Source organism: Microcoleus sp. D2_18a_B4, from assembly GCF_036702475.1.
Taxonomy (GTDB): domain Bacteria; phylum Cyanobacteriota; class Cyanobacteriia; order Cyanobacteriales; family Microcoleaceae; genus Microcoleus.
Map to the genome: position 1 here is coordinate 133429 of NZ_JAUBTL010000003.1, position 22425 is coordinate 155853.

18 protein-coding genes are annotated in these 22425 nt (G+C 46.5%); 12 read left to right on the forward strand and 6 right to left on the reverse strand.

The genetic code is table 11. From position 1 onward, the window contains the following. Positions 1-208: 208 nt before the first annotated feature. The 9 genes from QUB04_RS03045 to QUB04_RS03085 all read left to right on the forward strand — a co-directional run bounded on the left by QUB04_RS03045 (position 209) and on the right by QUB04_RS03085 (position 11873). The gene (locus QUB04_RS03045; RefSeq protein ID WP_333280808.1) at positions 209-373 is read left to right on the forward strand and encodes a hypothetical protein; all 165 of its coding nucleotides are present in this window, start codon (positions 209-211) and stop codon (positions 371-373) included. After that, positions 337-2304 (forward strand): histidine phosphatase family protein, encoded by a 1968-nt coding sequence (locus QUB04_RS03050; RefSeq protein WP_333280811.1) that lies wholly within the window; start codon positions 337-339, stop codon positions 2302-2304. Before QUB04_RS03045 ends, QUB04_RS03050 begins: the two co-directional genes overlap by 37 nt. Before the next feature lie 159 nt (positions 2305-2463). Next, positions 2464-4476, forward strand: a complete 2013-nt coding sequence (locus QUB04_RS03055) for an EF-hand domain-containing protein (protein ID WP_333280814.1) — start codon at positions 2464-2466, stop codon at positions 4474-4476. 211 nt (positions 4477-4687) lie between these two features. Continuing rightward, positions 4688-5005, forward strand: a complete 318-nt coding sequence (locus tag QUB04_RS03060; RefSeq protein ID WP_333280817.1) for a hypothetical protein — start codon at positions 4688-4690, stop codon at positions 5003-5005. Positions 5006-5264: 259 nt separating this feature from the next. Next, positions 5265-7184 carry a pentapeptide repeat-containing protein gene (locus QUB04_RS03065; protein WP_333280820.1) on the forward strand — a complete coding sequence of 640 codons (1920 nt, stop codon included), beginning with the start codon at positions 5265-5267 and terminating at the stop codon, positions 7182-7184. A gap of 379 nt (positions 7185-7563) precedes the next feature. Continuing rightward, a complete protein-coding gene (locus tag QUB04_RS03070) occupies positions 7564-8451 on the forward strand; it encodes an urea transporter (protein ID WP_333280824.1) in 888 nt (295 codons plus the stop codon). Positions 8452-8520: 69 nt separating this feature from the next. Further along, positions 8521-9198: an EF-hand domain-containing protein gene (locus QUB04_RS03075; protein WP_333280827.1), complete on the forward strand. Its 678-nt coding sequence runs from the start codon at positions 8521-8523 to the stop codon at positions 9196-9198. Then, on the forward strand, positions 9162-10265 hold the full coding sequence (locus QUB04_RS03080; protein ID WP_333280830.1) for a nucleoside hydrolase: 1104 nt from the start codon (positions 9162-9164) through the stop codon (positions 10263-10265). Before QUB04_RS03075 ends, QUB04_RS03080 begins: the two co-directional genes overlap by 37 nt. A gap of 126 nt (positions 10266-10391) precedes the next feature. Then, the gene (locus QUB04_RS03085; RefSeq protein ID WP_333280833.1) at positions 10392-11873 is read left to right on the forward strand and encodes a bifunctional UDP-sugar hydrolase/5'-nucleotidase; all 1482 of its coding nucleotides are present in this window, start codon (positions 10392-10394) and stop codon (positions 11871-11873) included. A 633-nt stretch (positions 11874-12506) separates the two neighbouring features. On the opposite strand, the gene rimI is transcribed toward QUB04_RS03085, so the two are convergent. Continuing rightward, positions 12507-13253, reverse strand: a complete 747-nt coding sequence (rimI, locus tag QUB04_RS03090) for a ribosomal protein S18-alanine N-acetyltransferase (RefSeq protein ID WP_333280836.1) — start codon at positions 13251-13253, stop codon at positions 12507-12509. Between the two features lie 180 nt (positions 13254-13433). Between rimI and lysA the strand changes: the two genes are divergently transcribed. The 3 genes from lysA (at position 13434) to QUB04_RS03105 (ending at position 16743) form a co-directional block, all read left to right on the forward strand. Next, positions 13434-14852, forward strand: a complete 1419-nt coding sequence (lysA, locus tag QUB04_RS03095) for a diaminopimelate decarboxylase (protein WP_333281019.1) — start codon at positions 13434-13436, stop codon at positions 14850-14852. A gap of 230 nt (positions 14853-15082) precedes the next feature. Further along, a complete protein-coding gene (gene cdaA, locus QUB04_RS03100; RefSeq protein WP_333280840.1) occupies positions 15083-15976 on the forward strand; it encodes a diadenylate cyclase CdaA in 894 nt (297 codons plus the stop codon). A 20-nt stretch (positions 15977-15996) separates the two neighbouring features. Next, on the forward strand, positions 15997-16743 hold the full coding sequence (locus tag QUB04_RS03105; RefSeq protein ID WP_333098652.1) for an isoprenyl transferase: 747 nt from the start codon (positions 15997-15999) through the stop codon (positions 16741-16743). Between the two features lie 130 nt (positions 16744-16873). On the opposite strand, the gene QUB04_RS03110 is transcribed toward QUB04_RS03105, so the two are convergent. The 5 genes from QUB04_RS03110 to QUB04_RS03130 all read right to left on the reverse strand — a co-directional run bounded on the left by QUB04_RS03110 (position 16874) and on the right by QUB04_RS03130 (position 22356). Beyond that, the gene (locus tag QUB04_RS03110) at positions 16874-17146 is read right to left on the reverse strand and encodes a DUF3143 domain-containing protein (RefSeq protein ID WP_333102291.1); all 273 of its coding nucleotides are present in this window, start codon (positions 17144-17146) and stop codon (positions 16874-16876) included. A gap of 90 nt (positions 17147-17236) precedes the next feature. Then, entirely contained in the window at positions 17237-17716 is a 480-nt protein-coding gene (locus tag QUB04_RS03115) for a J domain-containing protein (protein WP_333280844.1), read from the reverse strand. Positions 17717-17847: 131 nt separating this feature from the next. Beyond that, a complete protein-coding gene (locus tag QUB04_RS03120) occupies positions 17848-18711 on the reverse strand; it encodes an Rpn family recombination-promoting nuclease/putative transposase (protein ID WP_333281023.1) in 864 nt (287 codons plus the stop codon). Positions 18712-18773: 62 nt separating this feature from the next. Next, entirely contained in the window at positions 18774-20357 is a 1584-nt protein-coding gene (locus tag QUB04_RS03125) for a chloride channel protein (RefSeq protein ID WP_333280847.1), read from the reverse strand. Positions 20358-20922: 565 nt separating this feature from the next. Beyond that, positions 20923-22356 (reverse strand): hypothetical protein, encoded by a 1434-nt coding sequence (locus tag QUB04_RS03130; RefSeq protein WP_333280851.1) that lies wholly within the window; start codon positions 22354-22356, stop codon positions 20923-20925. Positions 22357-22425: the final 69 nt, after the last annotated feature.

The window sequence follows — 22425 nt, forward strand, 5'->3', positions numbered from 1 at the left end:
GTTGTCAGTTGTGCGATCGCTCCCGATCAATTAGTAAGTGTTGCTAGATACACTCCGAGGAGTTTGGCTCAGACTATACTCTGCACGGTCAAAGACATTGCTTTCGTAGCAGAGTTCTTTGGTCGTTAACTCGTCTGAACTTAAAAGTCTGAAACTTCAATTTTGGAAAAGAATCTAAATCCTGTTTAAGGCGTAGTGAAAGTAAATAATGAACACTAGAAACTTAGATGACCAGGTAGAAAGTACCGACAATGGATCGATCGATCGATCGATCGATCGATCGATCGATCGATCGAAGTTACAGGTAAATTCCAGGATGCAGCCACAACAACTTCTGTGGCTTCACACAAAGAATTCAATGCAGAACAGCTAGGACGTGTCTACTTTATTCGGCACGGTGAAAGTACCAGTAACGAACGCAACATTTTTGCAGGAGTTCTGGATGTTGACCTCACATCCTTTGGCCGATTGCAGGCACGCCGTGCAGGTGTTGACCTGAAGAAAAAAGGTACAAAGTTTGACGCAGTATATGTCTCCCACATGAGACGCGCTAGGCAAACCTGTGAAATCGCCCTTGCTGAAAGTCAAGCACTAAAGTCGCCCGATACCCCCGTTCAAATCGACCACCGAATTAGCGAAAAATCCTTTGGCATTTTTGCGGGTCGCAACCTAAATTTGCTGCGTCTAGCACTGGGCTACGAAGGCTTCGAGGAAATGTTGCACTCTCATAACGAAGCACCTCCGGCTGGCGAAAAGATTGCCCAAGTTTACTCTCGCGCTGCCCGTTTCTACGAAGACAAAATTGTACCGCACTTGGAACGCGGCGAAACAGTTCTAGTAGTGTGCCACCAATATGTATTGGAGCCTCTAGCACTTTATTTAAGCGGTCTACCGCCGACAGCTTATAAACACCTAAAACTCCCCAATGGTAAAGCTCTCAGCGGTGTGGATCTCGTCAAGTTTCGCGATAAGGAATCCGGCGGTGCTGCTTCCCTGCGGAAAGAGATCAACGATCTTTCAATTATGTGGGCGATTTTGATCTATGCCACCGCCTTCTTGCTGGGAAGCTTGGCAAGGGCAATCAGCACCTCAGAAGCAGGGATTCCGTCAGTCCTATTTCGAGCAATAATCGTTGCGTGTCTTGCCGCCTCAACGTTTTATACCTACTTAGACATTGACTTTGCAGCGAGTAAACGCAAAGTAACCTCTACTGTGAAGTATCTAGTTTACGGGTGGATGGCAGTGCGATGGGCAGTTGGGCTATTTTTAATATTTTCGGGATTTTTGTATCAGACTGAAGCGGATCTGTACAAAGTTTTGTGGGTGCTGTTTTGGATGGTTCCCCCAGCCCTTACTTCCCCAGTTTTATCAGTGCTTTGGGGCGGCAATCTTTATCCGTCGGCTCTTTTGTCAAGAACGCTATCAATCGTTGCTCCACTGGCGCTTTTGGCTACATTGAAGGTTGCCAATTTACCCATTAACGTTGACAGCCTGATCTTTTTCGGCGTCATTCTAATTTTAGGTCTGGCAATACCGGGTGCGATCGCCCAGTTTTGGCGCGACAAATCCCCTGTTGAATCAAACCACCACAGTAAAAACTGGAAATTCATCGGAGTGCTTGCTGTCGCATTCATGGCCTTGGCAACAGGCTTTCAGTTTACTCCATCAACCTTCATTTCGGATCTATTTTCTTCAACCGATCCGAATCGCTCGCTCGCTTGTCTGCAACAACTAGCATTGGCAACTTTGGTCTTTGTCTCAATGCGCGTTTTGGCTGTATTAACCTCAGCATTTACAAAGGGCAAGCTTAGCAAGGCAGAAGCTCGCGATGCTTACATCCTGCTTGTGAATCCCAACTTTTTCCTTTGGGCGGCTCTTTTCATCGGAGTTAGTGCAACTGCAAATCCAGAAGCCGTAAAATATGCAATTTTTTGGGCAGCCCTAGGCTTTTTCTGCATACCACTCATCGAACAGATATTGTTCATGAATTCATTTGGCAATGACATATTGAGAGAAACACTGCGTTCTTCGAGAGTGGCAACAGCAGATATCAAAAAGCTGTTCATGCAATTGGATACGGATGGAAGTAAGGCACTAGAACGAACTGAGATTATGGAGTTGTTAGGGCTAATCGAAGATATGACAACAGGCGAACGTAGCTCTGAAGAAGTCAGAAGCTACATCACTGATTATCTTTTTAATACTCTTGACTCCGATAAAAATGGCAGTGTTGATTTAGCGGAGTTAGAAGAGTACATATCAACGTATGGGTTAGTTGCTAACCTGAACGTTGCTCAAATCTAAACTTTGGATCAATAAGCATGACATTATATTCAAATTTGAAAAATGATGTCATGCTTATTTGTCCGACTGCTGTATACAGTAATGCAAGAATGATAGTTTTAGCTGGCTCCCTAACTGGCGAAAAATTGGAAAACAAAAAAAACCGAGGTTAATCTCACGATGGATACTCCGAGAAAAATTTTAGAGGAATTGCGACAAGTCTTTACCAAGATTGGTGGAAAAGACCAACAAATCGATCGCTCGGAGTTTAAGAAAGCTATGGGGCTGAAAGATGAATATTTTGCCGAGCGAATGTTTGCGATGTTTGATAACGATAAAAGTGGCGTTATCGACATAGAGGAATTTCTGAAAACAGTAGAGGAACTTGTCTTTGCAACTGAAGAGCAAAAACTGAAATTTGCTTATCAATTGCACGACATTAACGGGGATGGCTCCATCGAAAAAGACGAAGTTTCTCACTTGATTGCTGCTAGCTTGAAGGAAAATAATTTAACCTTTCCGCCGGAACAAGTTACCGGTCTGGTTGACATTTTGTTTTTAGAAGCTGATACCGATAAAAGTGGCGAAATTTCTTTTGAAGAGTTCAAAGGTTTAATCGGAAAGCATCCCGATCTGCTTGAGGCGATGGCAGTTAGCCCCGTTAGCTGGTTAAAACCTCGCCAGCCAGACGACGACGCCATAGCAGTTGCGCCCAAAGAGAAAAGGTCGCCAAAGGCGTACATCAAGCATTATATTCAAAACAACTGGGTCAAGATCGCTTTTTTGTCCCTCTATCTTATTGCCAATCTGGTTCTTTTCTTTGGGGCTGTCGATCGATATGCAAGTCTAGGCGCAAATGTGTACGTTCAAATTGCGCGGGGATGTGGCGCAGCGCTCAACTTCAACGGGGCATTGATCCTAATTCCCATGCTGCGGCATTTTATGACTTGGCTTCGCAAAACGAGGATCAACAACTATCTGCCGATAGATGAGGGCATCGAGTTTCACAAGCTCGTGGGTCAATTCATGTTTGCCTTTGCGATCGTCCATACGATCGCGCATTTTCTCAATTACACCACATTGCCGGTTCCCTTTGCACAAAGTCTTTTTGCAACGAAGGCTGGCTTGTCAGGATTTTTATTACTGCTAGTTTTCGCAGTTATGTGGGTGACAGCGCAAGCTCCAATCCGCAAAGGCGGAAAATTTGCGCTTTTCTATACAGCTCATATGTTGTACGTCGTGTGGTTTGCCCTGGCGTTAGTTCACGGGCCAGTTTTTTGGCAGTGGGTGTTGTTACCTGTTGTGGGATTCGCGATCGAACTGGTTATTCGCCGGCAGAATACAAAAGAGCCTGCCTATGTAGTTAATGCCTCTTTACTCCCCTCCAAAGTTCTAGGTTTGGAAATTGCACGTCCGAAATCTTTCCACTATCAACCAGGGGACTATGTGTTTGTTAAATGTCCCAGTCTCTCCAAATATGAATGGCATCCATTCACAATTAGTAGCGCCCCCGAAATGCAGGATGTCTTATCTGTACACATACGCTCTGCGGGCAGTTGGACTGGAAAATTATATCAACTTTTCCGAGAACAGCACGAGCAATGGATACGGTCAGGTAACTCAAAATACGAGCCTGGAGTTCTTGTCCATTTAGATGGGCCCTATGGGACACCAAGTACCCATATCTTTGAATCTAAGTACGCTATTCTAATCGGTGCGGGTATTGGCGTAACTCCATTTGCCTCTATTCTCAAAAGTATGCTGTACCGAAGCCAACACGGTTCTTCAGGAATGCGTTTGCAAAAGGTACATTTTTACTGGCTCAACCGAGAGCAAAAAGCGTTTGAATGGTTTGTTGAACTCTTATCCAGAATCGAAGCCCAAGACACTAACAACTTATTTGACATTAATTTGTATTTGACAGGTGCCCAACAAAAGTCAGATATGAAATCCAGCACCCTATTTGTGGCAATGGATTTGATGCATTCCCAAACGCAGGTTGATTTGATTACAGGTTTAAAGAGCCGTACACAAACTGGTCGTCCAGACTGGGAAGAGATTTTCCGCGATGTAGCGCAGCAACACGCGCCCAATAAAGTTGACGTATATTTCTGCGGCCCTCCTGGACTCTCGCTACAATTGAGGAATCTCTGCCATAAATACGGGTTTGGCTATAGGAAAGAAAATTTCTAGCAAAACTTCTGGCAATTGATGCTTTTCAGCTATAGTCATAAGTTTAGGACTTACAGATCAACCGGGGTTCTTTGACGTAAAATCGGCTTTATGGCTATTTTTTCCAGTCGAAAAACCCGGTTTATTTGAACTTTTGCGTAATTCCTGGACTTGCTCTCCGTCATCTCCAAATAAACCTTACTTGAATATCGAAAAACGAGGAAAATATCCAATGAAGTTAGACAAGTTTGTACTAGCCCAAAATATGGCTTTTCTAATATCTATTCCACCACAAAGTAATTTAGCGAAATTGCTCTCCTTTTGCTTAGCGACAAAGGCTAGAAAAAAGACGACCGGAACAGAAATCTTAAAAATAACCTGTGATCTAATGGAAAACCCATCTAATTTGCCCTATTGGACTCAAGACGTGATGGGACTAGATTTAGATTACACCAGTGAAGAGTGGAAAGCTTTAGGAGAAATGGGCATCAACGATGCAGAGGAGTTTATGGCTACCCTGTGCCAAGAGTTGGAAAATTTAAGTTTGTAATGTCTGGCCCTGGCGTCAGCAAAGAAACTCTCAGGTTGCAAGCACTCTATCAAAAGCACTCATCAGAGCCGCATAAGTAGGTAGGCTGCATTAAGCAGAGCCATGTAACAGTATGTAAACAGCACAGACTTAGCCACGCTTAGGGCTAAGGATACTTTACAATCGCTTACATAATTGCGTTTTACAGCGCCTACCTACTTAGTTAAAAAACCCTGTCTTTAGACAAGGGATGGTCAACTTTCAAGAGAGAAACAAAAATATGTCTTTAAATGTTGAAATTTTAGAGCAAAGTTTTGAGAAAATCAAACCTCGTGCTGATGAATTTGCCACTACTTTCTACGACAACCTGTTTAAACTTTATCCAGAAGTGAAACCACTGTTTGCCAATACTGAGATGGAAAAGCAACAGAAAAAGCTGATAAATGCTCTGGTTTTGGTAGTAGAAAATCTTCGTTCCCCAGAGGCTTTAGGGCCGGTTCTAAACGCACTGGGAGGGAGACACGTGGGTTATGGAGCGATCGCCAATTCTTACCCGGCAGTTGGAGAAGCACTACTAATGACCTTTGAGGAGTATCTTCAGGAAGATTGGACTATTGAAGTCAAACAAGCATGGATCGATGCCTACGGAGCGATTACTGCTTTGATGTTAAAAGGCGCAGGTGTAGAAACTATACCTGAAGAAGTTCACTTAGAAACAGAGATAATCCCCGAAAAAAAGGTGACTGTAGCAGCTAATCACCAACTAGAATCAGTTCCCGAAAAAGAGCCAGAGTTAGCCGTAGATGTACTGGAAAGCAGTTTCGATAAAATCAAACCTCGTGCTGATGAATTTGCCGCTAGCTTCTACGAAAACCTCTTCATCGCTCACCCAGAATATAAACCGCTGTTTGCCAATATTGAGATAGAAAAGCAACAGAAAAAGCTCCTAAATGCTTTGGTATTGGTAGTAGAAAATCTCCGCTCTCCAGAAGCTTTAGGGCCAGTTCTCAAGGCCTTGGGAGGCAGACACATCGGCTATGGAGTAATTCCCAAATATTATGGTCCAGTGGGAGACGCACTGCTGATGTCTTTTGAGCAGTATCTCCAAGAAGATTGGACTCCCGAAGTCAAGCGGGCGTGGACAGATGCCTACAGAACAATTAGTGGTTTGATGCTAAAAGGCGCAGTTGTTGTTTCTACACCAAATGTTGTCCCAGATGAAAAAGATGTCACCCACCATCAGCCAAAAGAATCAAAGACACAATTACTGAACGAATCTAAGTCGATCGCGCCGCCAACCGAGGAACAGAAAAAGCCTTTAGTATCAATTCAGTTGGATGGTGAAATTATCCACAAAATGCTCTCGAAAATAACTGATAGTTATCGGCAATTTCAGGGTCAATCATTCGTTCAGCGATTGGGTGAAGTTCTCAAAGGAATTTTAGAAAAATTCATTGATAATTTTTGGGCACAACCCGCCTGGTTAGTTGCTAGTATTTCAGCCGTTCTGTTCATCATAATTTATGTGGGGGCGGATGATAATTCCCTGATTGGAGAGATTCTGGAGAGTGTTGATGCTCTCAGTCTTGTCGTTGCTTTAATTTTATTCATTAAGGAAGCACCCGATCGCAGAAAGCAATTTCATTACCAAGCTTGGAGTATAGTTGATGCAGCACACGGCGTAAAAGTTAGCTATGCCAGAATTCTGGCACTCCAAGATTTGAATGAGGATGGTGTTTCTCTTAGAGGTTTGGATGCTATTGGTGCGGAGTTAGTAGATATTAATCTTCCTCATGCCAATCTCAGTAAAGCCAATTTGATGGAAAGCGACTTGAGTAATGCTAATTTGACTTATGCCAATTTAGATAATGCTAATATCAGTCAGGTTAAACTTAGTGGTTCAAATTTAAGTCATGCAAAACTGAGTTTTGCTCGCTTGACTCAGGCTAATCTTAGTAGTGCGAATCTTAGCAATGCTAATTTAATTTGTGCAGATTTGAGTAATGCGAACCTGAGTGGTGCAGATTTGAGAGATGCTAGTTTGAGTGGTGCCAACCTGAAGAGTGCCTACCTAACTGGTGCAAATCTCAAAGGTGCTAAAGTTAGCATTTCTGACCTGAGTGGTGCTTTGCTCGAAGGTGCTGTTATGCCTGATGGATCAAAGTATAAGTCTCTGGAAGATGAGGCCACAAACAAATAAATTTATCCCAGCTTGTTTTTGACCTTCATGTCTGCTTTTCTACTAAAAGGGTGACGACTACTTGAGTAGAAAAGCTTTGGCTTACTGAAATGCGTCGCTACTAATGGTGAGAGATTACTCTTTAATTTCTGAGACATACAATGTCCGCTCAAAAAGTTGCTGCCTTGCTCAATGAACTGGTAACAGGCTTTGATTAAATGACAGAAAGATACGGTATGTCTGCGATCGCTGCCCTGTCCTATGCTATCGTTTCTATTGCGTTATCTGTAATTTGAGTGGAATTGGGCAAATCCAAAGATTACGCCTTAAACCGCTGCATGGCGGAAAACCCCCTTAATATTTGCTCAAAACCGACAAACCAATAAGCAACGCTCATTCTATGGCCACCACAACCGACGAGCCATTACCCTTACACGAACTGATTTCGCGGATTTTGGCACCGGAACCCTCCTTCCAGAAGCCGAAGGGACTTCTAGCGGGGCTGGGTACAATGCAAGCCCTCAATCAGCGCCTCGCCAATCAACCCCTGCTGGATTTCATCAACGCCACTTTGCGGGGAATTAGTCAGGTCATTTTCGTCAACAACCCTTTGAGTGGATTGCTAATCCTCGCTGCTATGTTCATTCAGTCTCCCTGGCTGGGGGGCATGAGCTTAGTCGGGACTGCCAGCGCAACGCTAATGGCGATCGTCCTCAAAGCCAATCCAGGCGCCATCCAGAATGGTATCTTCGGGTTGAATGGAATGCTCGTTGGTGCGGCGATGGCGTTCTTTGGGGCGTTTGGCAATGGAGCCTGGAATCCTGTCTGGGCGATCGCCGTCATTATCCTGTCTGCTCTCACAGCCGTGGTGATGGAGACGGTAGGGACGTGGTTTGCCACCCGCTTCAGAGTTGCTCCACTGGGCATCCCATTTAATGGGGTGATGCTGCCATTTCTACTCCTGCTGGCATTTGTGCCCCAACCCTTCTTCGATCTGGGGCCGCCGCCACCCCCTTTTCCAGCGGGTGCAATTGACGGATTTCGCTTGGTACAATCGCTGCCGATCGGTCTGGCGCAGGTCTTTTTCTCAGACAAGCTTGTTTCAGTTGGGCTAGTCCTCCTAGGCGTTGCCATCTGTACCCCGATTGGGGCAGTGGTGGGATTGCTCGGTTGCGCCATGTACCTGCTAGCTGGTTTGCTGCTGGGAGCCAAGCCCGATCAACTGTATACAGGTTTGTGGGGCTACAATGCAGCTCTCACCGCCACAGCAATTGGGGGAGTGTTTTAGACGCCAAACCGTCTCAGCATTTCGATTGGTCTGATCTGTGCTTTCTTGGCATCGATCGTCAGTATTCTCTTGGCACCCCTGTTCTCGCTGCTGAAGCTACCCGTTCTGTCGGTGCCGTTTGCAATTGTAACGATTGGGTGTTTTCTAATCTTGCAGCGATCGCTACCTTCCCTCGTACCCGTGGTGCTGCATACAGTGGCGAGTCCAGAGGAACACCGACAGCGGTTCCTCGTAGCCAAGGAAACTATTGCTAGCTTCCGGCAACAACTCAGAGCCGCGCTTCAGGGGCAGCAACGCAATATCTTGTTTGAGCAGGCAAATCCTGCGATTAAAGGCGATTTACGCTACATCTTTGATGCAATCGATTGCGATCGCAGTGGGTTTCTCTCAACCCAGGAGCTTGCAACTCACTTGCATCAGGCAGGAAAAGTCCTCTCTGAGGGTGAACTTACCTATCTGTTCAACTGCATGGATAGAGATGGCAGTGGTGCGATCGACTTTGAGGAATTTGGCGAATTGATGTTGCGCCATCAACGGTTGATGTCGAGATACACAGAATTTGTCACCTATTTCTTACCCATTGATGTCGATGCAGATGATTCCATCAGTATGCAGGAGATGAATACGGCACTGGCCAGTTTGAGAGAGCCACCTCTGTCTAAGGATGAAATCACATTTTTGCAAGAGCAAACAGGAGGACAGGCGTTGACTTGGAATCGGTTTATAGAGGTGCTGCTGCTGACTTGAAGAGCGATCGCAACCTTGATACTAATCCCGATCGGACTTTTATACCCTCATCCCTTCCTGGAGCAATCTTTCCTATGACAACTCAACTCACTCATCCCAAAATTATTCTCGACACCGATCCGGGCGGAGACGATATTTATGCTTTCCTTTGGCTTCTGGCCTTAGTCAAACAAGGACTTGCTGAACTTGTCGCCGTTACTTCCGCAGATGGCAATGTCGCTGCTAAACGCACGTTTTCTAGTGCTAGCCAGATTTTAAATTTAGCAGGGTTCCCAGACATTAAAGTGGGTCGCGGTGTCCCCATCAAACAAGTTGTGGAAGATGCCGGACATATTCATGGGGCGGATGGGATGGGCAATCTGTCTCATACTTTACCCCCACCCACCCATAATTTTGAGGATGCTCGCTACTCCGACGAAATTATCATCGACGAGCTAAACGCAAATCCAGGGGAGATTACCATTGTAGCGATCGGTCCCCTGACAAACCTCGCTGCGGCGGAAATGAAAAGTCCCGGCATCCTGAAAAAAGCGAAGGAAATTGTCATCATGGGAGGCGCTTTTTTCTGTTCCGGTAATGTGACTCCCCATGCCGAATTCAATATTTGGTTTAATGTGGAAGCTGCTCAGACAGTATTTGACAGCCGAGATGATATTGTCGTGATGCCGCTAGACGTGACCCGACACTTAATTTTCACACGAGATATGACTCACGCAGTCACTCAGGCGAATCCAGAGAGTAAACTTTCTCAATTCTTAATACCTCTTTGTGAGTTCATGATTGGCACAGCCTTGGGTTATCGAGAAACAGCAGGAATTCCCGGTCTTCTTGTCCATGATGCAGCAACCTTGGGATACCTATTTTATCCAGAAACTTTGATGTTGAAAAGGGCAAAAGTTCGAGTTGAAACAAAGGGAGAGTTTACACTGGGACAGACATCGATTGATAGTCGTCCTGCACCGAAAACAGGAGCAAATGCCTGGGTGGCGTTGCAGGTTGATGAGAGCAAATTTTTCACCAGTTTCGTTGAAGATTTGAAGCACCTATTTACAACAGCCACTCTTTAAGCCCATCTTTTAGAGTCACGTACTCTTGATTGCAGGTTAGTAGTTAGTGGCTATTAGTCACTAGCTATAACAACAGATAGTAACTGAGCAAAATTCAACCTGTTAGTTTCACAAAGGTAAAAGATCATGACGACCACAGAGCGGTTTAAAAAATTTACGATTTTGCATTCCAATGATATGCACGGAGACTTTCTGGCAGAGGCTGGGGGTGAAGAGGGTCATCTGATAGGTGGAGTGTCCCTCCTTTCCGGCTATATCAATAAAGTACGCCAGGAAGAGAAAAACGTGCTTTTTGTCATTTCAGGTGACATGGTGCAGGGTTCTCTGATTGATAAGGAATATAGAGGTATTTCAACCATAGAGATTATGAATTACCTCGCTCCAGATGTAGTGACTCTGGGGAATCACGAATTGGATTATGGGTTGCCTCACTTACTATTCTTGGAAAAGATGGCAAATTTTCCAATCGTGAATGCCAACTTGTATATCACAAAGTACAATAAACGCTTGATGAATCCATATGTCATCCTCAATGTAGATGGATTCGATATTATGTTCATCGGAATTGTAACTGAAGAAGTTCTTAAGTCCTTAAAACGCGATCTCAGTATTAGCACATTTCTAAGTCTTGAAGATGCCGCTTCAGAAGTTGGTAAAATTTGCGACGCCTACAAAAACGAGGACATTGATCTAACAATTCTGCTAACTCACATCGGTTTTGAAGAGGATAAAAAACTAGCGGCGTTGCTCAACCCAGAATGGGGTGTGGATATGATTCTTGGCGGACACTCTCATACATTTTTAGAACACCCTGCCGAAGTTAACAATATTCTGATCGCACAAGCTGGAATTGGCACAGACCAAATAGGACGTTTCGATATTGTAGTAGATGATGATACTAACAGCATCGTTGAATGGAAGTGGCAACTCCTGCCTGTAGATAATAATCTGGCCCAGGCAGATCCCGAAATCGAAAAGCTGATTGCGACTTTCCAAGAAGAGGTCGATCGCAAATATAATCGACTAATTGGACGATTAGCCCATAAACTGACGCATCCTAATCGTGAAGAAGAAACGGAATTAGGTAACTTAATCGTTGATATTGTTGCCCAACTCGATATGTTGTTGGATGTAGCTCTGATCGGAAGCGGTTCAATCCGTAAAACAAAATTAGGCCCGCTAGTTACACTGAGCGATCTTAAAGAAGTTTTTCCTTACGACGATGTACTTTATAAACTTAAAGTTACAGGCCTACAGCTCACCCAGATTTTCGCACATATTATGAGACTGGAAAACAGAATACCCGGTGAAAGTTGTTGTTTTCAGGTCAGCAAAGGTGTTCAGGCAGTTTACAGTGATGCTCAAAGTCAGCTTGAATCTTTGAGCATTAAGGGACAGCCCGTACAAGCCGATGCTCACTACACTATCTGTGTAGAGGAATATCATTACAAAAATTCAGTGCATAGTCTAGGCATAACAACTGAAGAATTGACAAAACTAGACAACGCAAAGGTAGTTGCAACATCCTGCCAAAATATCCTTGAAGAATACTTTAGCCATCATCAAAATCTGAACAGCCAGATCGAAGGTCGATCGATATACAAGTAGAATGTTCAGAGCGGGTTCTCACAGATTGTGATTATTGGGCAGGGATCTTGCCTGGCCAATAAGAAACTAGATTAGGAATCTTTAATACAAATCAGCACAAGGAATATTAGCCGAACCCGAACCAGAGAGCAAAACTACATCCTATGATGAGACTGCAATTATCTATGAGGTGGAGTTTTTTATCGAAAACTTTGAGGATATGGAGCAGATACTCGATCGATTTATGACACGAAGCTGGTACGCAGCTTCCACAACCTGACGCTATATCCCTACCGATACGAGTATGCTGTGGAAGCTGCTGAGCGGGAAGATAGCGCTTCAAGTAAATTAGCCCAAAGCCTGCACTCAATTCCCGAATTTATGCCTTTAGGTAGATAGGCGAAAAATTTAGATGACTTAGCTAAGAAAACTATTTTGGCTCTTCCGTACTTAGTGTGCCAAATTATTAGTTTTCTGGTGTCCTACACCATAGCTGGCTGGGATTTCAAGGCAATCACCCTCAGTTGAGCAAGTTGCTCAACAGCGCAAGCCGATGTAAATAATCTCAAAGCCTTACTTAGCAAAGCCTTGAGGATAAATTTAAGTAAACTTAACACACTAAGTACGGAAGAGCCAACAAATTACATTCTAAACTCAAAATTTATCGATCGCCAAATGCCAGTTTTTCTGATGCAGCCGATCGCACATCTCCCGTTTCTCATCCGCCAAATATCGCTGAAATTCCGGTTTTTCCAGACCGCTGCGCCACATCACCAGAGCATCTTCCCCAGTGTCTTCGTAGTATCGCTTGCGCCGTCCAGCCTCTTTAAAACCAAACTTTTTGTACAGGTAAACTGCCGCTAAATTAGAATCCCGCACCTCTAAAGTCGATCGCTCTAATTGCCTGTCACAAGCCGATTTTAGCAAAGCCAAAAGCAGAGCTTGTCCCAAACCCTGACCTTGAAACTGAGGATGAATTGCCAGCATTATAATGTGAGCTTCTTCTAAAATCGCCCACAAACAACCGATACCAATGAGATTTGGCGGAATCTGTAGGGGCGGTGCCCCCGTGCCCGCCCGAATCTGTAGGGGCGGTGCCCCCGTGCCCGCCCGAATCTGTAGGGGCGGTGTCCCCGTGCCCGCCCGAATCTGTAGGGGCGGTGTCCCCGTGCCCGCCCGAATCTGTAGGGGCGGTGCCCCCGTGTCCGCCCGAATCTGTAGGGCCGGTGCCCCCGTGCCCGCCCCCTCCCATGTCCAAAGACCTAATAAATCACTGTTAGGACTGTCTAACTCGCGCCTGTAGCCTTCGATCGCCCAAAGTCCGCCAAAACAAAGTCGATCGAGTTCGACTGCACTGTTGAGGTGTTCTGCCGCGAGATGTTTAATTTGTAGAAAACGCACAGCCGATTTTAAATTTTAGATTTGAGATTTTAGATTGGATAATTACTCACTGCAAGGATGCTCCAGTTCGATCGAGTCTCAGTCAGTCAGCCTGCTTGCGGAATGAATCTGGGGGCAACTGACCCAATTGCTTGCCGTCAATTGTACACTGGGAAAGACCGTAAGGATAGTTATTGCGCGATGGTATCAACTCAATCTTTCGGGGTGGAATCGGGACTTAAGTATCTGTCTGAGTCTCAACAAGCCCTGCAAACTCGATCGCCCAATCAAGAACTGTTACCGCTGACAGCCAGTGTTAACAGCAGCGATCGGTTGGAAATCGGAGGCTGCGAGGTGACAGCTTTGGTGGAGCAATTTGGCTCGCCGTTGTATATTTTAGACGAAGAAACGCTGCGGGCGGCCTGTACCCAGTACCGGGATGCTTTTAAGCGTTACTATCCGGGCGAATCTCAAGTGCTCTATGCTTCTAAAGCTTGGAGTTGTTTGGCAGTTTGCGCGATCGCAGCTTCGGAAGGTTTAGGGATAGATGTCGTATCCGCCGGAGAAATCTACACTGCACTGCAAGCCGGTGTCAGTCCCGACAAAATCTACTTCCACGGTAACAACAAGTCCCGCGAGGAACTGCAGCTAGCTGTCGAAAGCGGCTGCATTACCGTAGCGGACAATTGGCGGGATTTAGAGACTCTAGCAGAGTTGGGAGAATCCGGTGTCAGCAGCCTCACAGGTGAGCCGACACGAGTTATGGTGCGGTTTACTCCTGGAATTGAGTGTCACACCCACGAGTACATTCAGACGGGTCAAATCGACAGTAAATTTGGCTTTGATCCCAACTCGCTCGATCGAGTATTTACTTTCATCAGCCAACAGCCGTCGTTATTTTGCGTGGGAGTGCACGCTCACATCGGCTCTCAGATTTTTGAACTGCAACCCCATGACGATTTAGCTGAAGTCATAATTCAGGCCTTGACAAAAGCACAGAGTTATGGTTTGCCAGCAACAGAAATTAATATTGGCGGCGGGTTGGGCATTCGCTATACTGAAGCGGACGATCCTCCCAGCATTGAAGATTGGGCTCGTACAATTTGCTCCGCAGTGGTAGCAGCTTGCGAGCGGCAGCAATTGCCATTACCAAAATTGCTTTGCGAACCGGGTCGATCGCTCGTCGGTACAGCCTGCGTCACAGCTTATACCGTTGGCTCTAAAAAAGTCATTCCGGAAATGCGGACTTATTTAGCTGTGGATGGAGGGATGTCGGACAATCCGCGTCCTATTACCTATCAATCAGTTTATCGAGTCCTCGCAGCAGGTAAAATGTCTGCTCCCTTAACGGAAACAGTGACAATTGCTGGGAAACACTGCGAGTCAGGCGATGTTCTGATTAAAGATGCCAAATTGCCAGAGTGTCATGCCGGAGATGTCCTCGCGGTTACGGCCACAGGGGCATACAATTACAGCATGGCTTCTAACTACAACCGAGTACCCCGACCGGCAGCGGTTTTAGTGAGAAATGGGGAAGTTAACACGATTATACAGCGGGAAACTTACCAGGATTTGCTGAGGCTTGACCGCCTTCCTGAACGACTCGGAGCTCCAAAGTAAAAACTTAGAAGTTAAAAGTTAAAAGTTAAAAGAAAGACAATCCATGTTTACTTAGTGATGATTGCCTTTTCACTTTTAACTTTTGCCTTGTTCAGTCACACGATTGGATTGACACTTCCCGGTCTAAAAACACGGGGATTTTCAGCATATTCCTTATAACAACTGTTCATGGTTCATGGGTTCGAGTGCATCACGGTTCGCGGTTCACAGGCGGTAGCGTTCGATGAACCATGAACAATCAACAATCTGGCTTTAACTTGCCCCTCGTTCAGTCCTTATTGATTCAAGGGATCGATATTGGACTGGTTTTTGCCCTTGCGTATTTGGTGCTCGTCATTGTTGGCGAGCGCAGAACGCTGTGGATGGTACGGGGATTTATCATTTTGATGCTGGCGGCGGCGGTGAGCAACTGGGCTGGATTGAGGCTGTTGCACGTTGCCCTCAACAGCTTGGTGACTGGTTCGGCTGTCGCAATGGCGGTAATATTGCAGTCGGAGTTTCGCCGATTTCTGGAACAATTGGGTCGGGGGGAATTTCGGCAATTGTTTGGACGCGATCGCCGACCAAATCCCGAACCGGACAGCGTAATAGATGAAATTGTGGAAGCAGTAAAAGAACTTTCGCAAAACCGCACGGGCGCTTTACTAATTATAGAAACAGATTCTCCGATCGACGATCGGGATTTTTCTGTGCCGGGATTAAAGCTAAATGCTGAAGTTTCTAAAGAATTGTTGCAGACGATCTTTCAGCCGCAAACTTTGCTGCACGACGGAGCTGTTTTGGTTCGAGGTTCGCGGATCGTGTCGGCGGGGGTAATTTTGCCTTTGTCCGATCGCACCGCGTCGCGGCAGTTGGGAACCCGCCACCGGGCGGCGATGGGGATTACGGAACGGGTGCAAGCTTGCGTGTGCGTGGTGGTGTCCGAGGAAACGGGTTCTATTTCTCTGGCGCAGATGGGACTTTTAAATCGACCTTTGACTAGCAACAAACTTAAGGAATTGCTGGAAGCAAAGCTGTTTCCGTCCGAGGGAGAAAGAGTTGTGGCTCCAATTCCGATCGGCAATCTCGGACGCCAGATAGGATTGAAGGGAGTGACGCTATTAAAACGGATACTGCGCCGTTAGTCGGGTAATCGGGAGAAACCATGAGTCAAGGAATTTGCTTGGAAAAGTTGCCGGAGGATCTGCAACAAGAACTACTGCCTAAGCACATAGCAGTGATTATGGACGGGAACGGGCGCTGGGCTAAGAAGAGGGGGTTGCCGCGGATTGCGGGACACCGCCGAGGAGCTAGCACTCTGAAGGAACTGCTGCGCTGCTGCAAAGATTGGGGGATTCCAGCTTTAACGGCCTATGCTTTTTCGACGGAGAATTGGGGGCGGCCGGCTGGAGAGGTGGATTTTTTAATGAGTTTGTTTGAGGGAAAGTTGCGGCAAGAATTGCGGGAGATGGTGGACGAGGACGTGCAAATTCAATTTATGGGGAATTTGCAGGCTTTGCCGAAGTCTTTGCAGGCGGAAATCGAGCGTTCTGTGACGGCCACTCAGCACAATCAGGGGATTTTGTTTACGGTGGCGACGAATTACGGGGGGCGTCAGGAGATTGTACAAGCTTGTCGGGCGATCGCCACTCAGGTGAAAGAGGGCAAGTTGCAGCCGGAGGAGATTGATGAGGTTTTATTTAAACGCTATTTGTATACTGCTGATGTTTGTGACCCGGATTTACTGATCCGGACGAGCGGGGAAATGCGGTTGAGCAATTTTCTGCTATGGCAAATGGCTTATTCGGAAATTTACATTACTGAGACGCTGTGGCCGGATTTTGATCGATCGGAGTTTCACCGCGCTTTGTCTACTTATCAGCAACGCAACCGCCGATTTGGCAAAGTCTAACGATTTTAGATTTTAGATTGATGGATTGTCGGTGAATGTACAGACAGAAAGAGTGCGAGTTTTTATCCGTATTTCCCAATCTAAAATCATTTCCCTATCTAAAATCTAAAATCGCAAATCTAAAATCGAATTACGGCCCCGAAAAAACGGCAGCTTCAATGTCCTGACGTGAGAGGGAGTATTTGAATGCTCGCTGAATGTCTTGGCCGTCGGCTCCAGCATCGATGTAGCGGACGGTGAGTTGGTCGATATCGAGGGAGAGTTCTGCTTTCCAGGTAGGTCGATCGATCTGCCAGCAGTGGAGTTCTCGCCGATCTTGCTGGCAGCCGCGGCTTTTTAGCCACTGCTCGATTTCCGGGAGTGGATGGTTGTACAAAGGAGTGTCGGCGGAAGGAAGAGTCATGGGATTTTAGATTTTAGATTTTAGATTTTAGATTGGGGATTTCGGATTGAGGATTTCCGATTTTAGATTGGAGATTTGGGATTTGAGGCTTTAATTGCCGCGAATTAAGCCGATCGCGATCGCCAGTACCAAACATCCGATTAAGCTAGCTCCCATGATAAACAGAGCGAACATTTCTCCGGGAGAAAGAGGTCGATCCGTGGGATCTAGGTAAGCGGAGTTGTAAGTTTTTTTGCCCGATCCCGAAACCGGAGTATTGAAGCCTGGAGGTGGCCCAATCACGTTCTGGCGAGAATAGCCTATTTTGAGGTCGTAGGCGAGGCGACGTTCTGGGTTGCTGAGGGTGGCGTAGGCGTTGTTGAGCTGCTGAAATTTGGCGGTGGCGACTGCGGGCGGCAGCTCGGTGGTATCGGGATGGTAGAGTTTGCTCAGTTCCCGGTACGATCGCCGAATTTCGATTACTGAGGCTGAAGGATGCAGCCCTAACAAGCCGTAGTAACTAGAACCCAAGGGGGTTTTGCCGGGTATTTTCTGACTTTCGCTGTTTGCCGTTCCCTCGTTAGGAGTCACCTCAGCGCCTCTGGGCTTGTTGTTTATAATTTTTGATTATTTTAGAGCAGATTTGAGGGTAGCGCCACTATCTGCAAGGTCGAGGGGTTGAGGGTGGGCGATCGGCTCAAGGTACGATCGCCCACTTTAAACTATGAATTGGTCGATCGCAAATTTTGGACATCCTCAACGCTAAGCCCCGTAACTTGGGCGATCGTGGCATTATCTAGCTGTGAAAGTAATTGTCGGGCGATCACTAGCGTTTCTTTTCGTATTCTTTCCTGTCTTGCTGCCTGTCTTGCTTCTTCAACAGCTTTAATAATTACCCCCTGTTGATCGTGAATAAACTGTTCCCTGCGTTCCAAAACTTCTACTTCTTCCCGACTTAACCGGGCTTGATTGGCAAGATCGAATGCTTTGTGGATTTCCGGTACGCTATCGATTGTTTCGGGAACTTCTGAGAGAATTCTGGCATATTTCATGAAATATATCCATTTATCTGTCAAAGTTTCTAGTTGACTTGCTTCTTTATGGAATTTAGGTAATTCTATAAAGACTAAATTCATGGCATCTTCGGGATAGTTTAAATTGCTTTTAACTTCTTTATACACAAATCTAGAAATTAAGTTAGGGCTGTTGCGAAACATTTCAAAATCTGTAATGGTTAAAGCTATTAATGGCTTGAGCATTCGATAGCCTTCTCCTCTTTGCAATTGAAATGCGTAGGTTGTGGCTGCATTGTACAACACCCGATTGCCAGAATATTGAACGTTGAGAACTAGAATTTCAATAATGACTAAGGTGCCATCGTCTAGTTTGGCTGTGACATCGAGGTAAGTATCTTTTAAACTTTCAAGTTGCCTCGGCAGATTCTGGTTGATAATTTCTAATTCTTGAATGGTGGGATTTCCTTCATAAATTAAGGCGTTGAGAAAGCTAATTAGAATCTCTTTGCTTTCTGAGGAACCGAATATTTTTTTGAAGGCATAATCCGTTTTAGGGTTGATAAATATCATGGTTGTCAGATTTAGCTTTAAGGCGATCGGTTTGGTGACGAACCAACGGGATTTGAGAGCAGTCAAACTGCTGATTTTGTTTCAGGTAATGGTTTGACATTTTCCGGCAAATGTGCATTGGCGATCGCCAGCACAGGCTCATCGTCCCTGTGTTCGCCCTCAATGGGAATTTGGCAAGAAATCAGTTCTGTGACGATGCGATCGCCCAGAACATCTTCCCAATCTTGCAACTGTTCTCTGGCTTTGATCGGTGTATTGACAGCCACGTCTACGCCCATTTGCTGAAGGTTGAGGCTGTGGGCTGTCGATCGGCGGTTGACCCACTCCACCAGCCAAACGCTCAATCCGACTGCTGCCATCAAAGGCAAGACAATCCGGTAATCGCGGGTTAATTCAAACATTAATAGGATGGCTGTCAGCGGTGCTCTGGCGCTGCCGGCGAGGACGGCGGCCATTCCCACCATTGCGTAGGCTGCAGGGCCGGCGACTCGATCGCTCATTGCCGGCAGCATTTCCAAAAAGAGTCCGTAAGCCGAACCCAGGGAAGCTCCTAAAAACATCGCCGGAGCGAAGATGCCGCCCACTAAACCGCTGCCGAGGCTGATTGCGGTCATCGCCAGTTTGACAAACAGCAGCAGCAGTAGCAAAGGCAAGGAAAATTTAACATCTTGGAGCATTGCTTGGACTGTTTCGTAGCCGACACCCAAAATTTGAGGCAATTGCAGGGCGACTAAGCCGACTGCGGCCCCGCCGATGATCGGGTGAAGCGGCCGGGGCAGTCGTCCGAGCCAAGCAAATCCTCGGACTTTTCCTTGAAAACAGGCCTCGGCTAATTGAATTGCTTCTGTGTAGGCTAGAGACACTCCGCTCGCTAAAAGTCCCAATCCCATGTACAGAGGCAGTTCTAGGGGGCTGCGGACATCGTAGATCGGCAAAGAAAAGGCCGGCTGAGCTCCCAAGCAGATTTGAGCGATGAGCGCGGAAACTACGGCGGAGAGCAAGACAACGCTGACTGAGGAAGTGGCGAAGGTGCTGCCGAGCACGACTTCTAAGGCAAAGAACACTCCGGCGATGGGAGAGTTAAACCCGGCGGATAAACCTGCTGCTGCACCCGCGCCCAGGAGCAAGCGCTGCCGTTCTGGCGAGAGCTGCAAAACTTGAGCCAGCAGCATTCCAAAATTAGCGCCGATTTCGACGCTGGGGGCTTCCGGGCCGAGGGAGGCGCCGGTGCCGAGGGAAACTGAGGCTGCCACCATTTTGGTGATGGGTTTGAGGGGGGAGAGTTCTTGCAGGCCGCGGGTGGCTGCAATTAAGGAAGACATATTCGGGCCAAAGTCCCGAAATCGCCACCGCATCAGCCCGATGATGACTCCGCCGAGGGTGGGAATGCAGGCTAGCGTCCAAGAGCCTTTCGAGGCGATCGCCCCCATGAAGTCTTCCAGCATTACGCTGTGGATGAAGTGGATGAGGTAGTGAAAGGTGACGACGCCTGCGCCCGTAACTCCCCCGATGACTAGGGAGAGGATGAGCAGGAGGGTTTCTGGGCTGGGGTGCAGGCGGTTGAATAGCGGGCTTAGTCGGGAGGCTTGGGGAGTTGCTGCGGTTGGGCCGGGTGGCGGCAGATCCACAGGAGGGATGGCTCTCATTTAGCGGTTAATTCTTCGGTGAGAAGTTATATAATTATTACAATTTATTTCTTATTTTCATTTTGAGTGATTTTAGGGGAATTGACAACTTAATTAAGGCGTATTTTAGGGTAATTTTTTTGGGCTGGCCGCTGGGATGGAATGACTGATTCTGAGCAGCGGCGGATTTGGCCTGATTGTATACTCACTTACATTCAAACTTAGATACACTCTCGCGATAATCCTAATTAACTATATTTATAGTTTGGCCGCTTATACCAATTTAATGTGAAGTTGCACATATCTCGATCCCCCTCGCATACCCCCTACTCCCCCTGATTGTTGGGGAGTAGGGGTTGACTTTGAGAAGAATCTTGTCCCCCCCTCCGGCGGGGGGCGCCAGGGTGATCAGATTCTACGGGGCCTCATAAAAAATTGGTATTAGGCCGATCGCATCAGTGAACGGGTCATATCATATAACTCCGTGAAAAACAACTTTCAAATTAAAGAATGGGCGATTTGAGATTTTACCTTACAACCACAAATCTCAAATCTCCAATTTTAAATCCCTTGCTCGCGCATACTATCACATCGGTTGTTGAGTGGGCGGGATTCTTGGTCTGGGTTTGGCGATCGACATTAGCGGATCGCCGATGGTGGCGACTTTCCAGGGTGGGGATTCTAGCTGGCGTGCTGCGATTAAAAAGGGTGCTCCTCGCTTTAGGCGATCGACCATTAATTTAGGTGGAATAAATGCCGATAAAAAAGGTTCGTTGACGCTGCCAATATATGCGTAAGCACCATTCTCTAGCCACCTTCCGGCAACGGTGTTCTTGTCATCGGGCGCTGCTGCTGACCAACTGTGGATCATGTGGATTGCTGCGGGAAATTGAAGTTTTGGTAAGTCTTCAACTGAAGCGTCGCCGTTGCCGACTTGGAAGGATTTTGGATAGCCTTTGGAATTCATTAATATTAAGTCAAATGTCCACGGTTTTGAGGCTAAACTCCTCCACTTTTCCAGGCTAGATTCTGGTTGCTGCACTACTTCGACATTTAAACCTATGGTTTTTAGCCCGCTAGCTGCTTCCTCCATTTCATATTTTGCCCAATTTCCTTCCTTGGGGTAACTGTCATAAAGCATGGCTGTTTGGCTGTCGAGAAATATGGCACACATGGCTTGATAGATCGATCGCACCTCTGAACCGTAAATCCAGCCCACAGCCGCCCAGCGTTCGCCGTTGGGGTGCCTTCCCAAACCGTCGGTAACGGCTAGTTGTTCGTCTGGTTTTTCAGGAGATTGATATTTGACTGCTAGTTGGCGTACAATGGTTATTGTGTCGATCGCGTCTGCGAGTTGAGAGTAAAAATATCCGGTTGATTCGACAGCTTTTGTAACTGCTAGTTGCAGAGTTTTCCACTGTGTGTTATTGAGGGTATCGTTGGGTTTCCCGAAGTTGCCTTCTAGAAATACTAAAGGTTGGCCGTGAGCGGCTGCTAAGGCAACTGCTGCTGAGCGTGCGGGGTCGTTTTCTGCTGTGATTACTACTCCTGGGGGTTCCCAGCCGAGTTGCGTCCATTTTGCTTTTAAGGTTGGAGTATCCGTGGCATTCCAGGCTGCTGCTGCGGCGTTCAGCATTAATTGCTGGAGTTTTTGATTTTTTGGCAGTTGCTGTTTGATGCTTGGCAAACGGACTATTTCTTCTGGTTGAAAGCGCTGCAAAAACATGGGCGCATATTTTTTGTCTTCGATGAGAATAGGCCAGTTTCCTTTGAGATTCCATTTTTGGATTGCTGCTAAGAAGGTGGCTTCGTCGGGTACTAAAACTACGCGGTTGACTGTTGGTATATTTTCGCGGACGATGGCTGATCGGAGGCCTGTTTGAATTGGCCAGGGTTCTTGTTTGGCTGAGGCGGGAAGTTGAAAGGGTTTTTTGAAAAGGCGATCGCATCCGACACCGATTATTGCTAAGCTTACAATAAGTGCGATCGTCAGGAATTTAAATTTAAACTGTTTTTTCATAGGGGCTGGGGAAGGAAGGAACTAGGTTATAAATACGAACAATTATCGAAATATTTTTAGGGGCTGGAA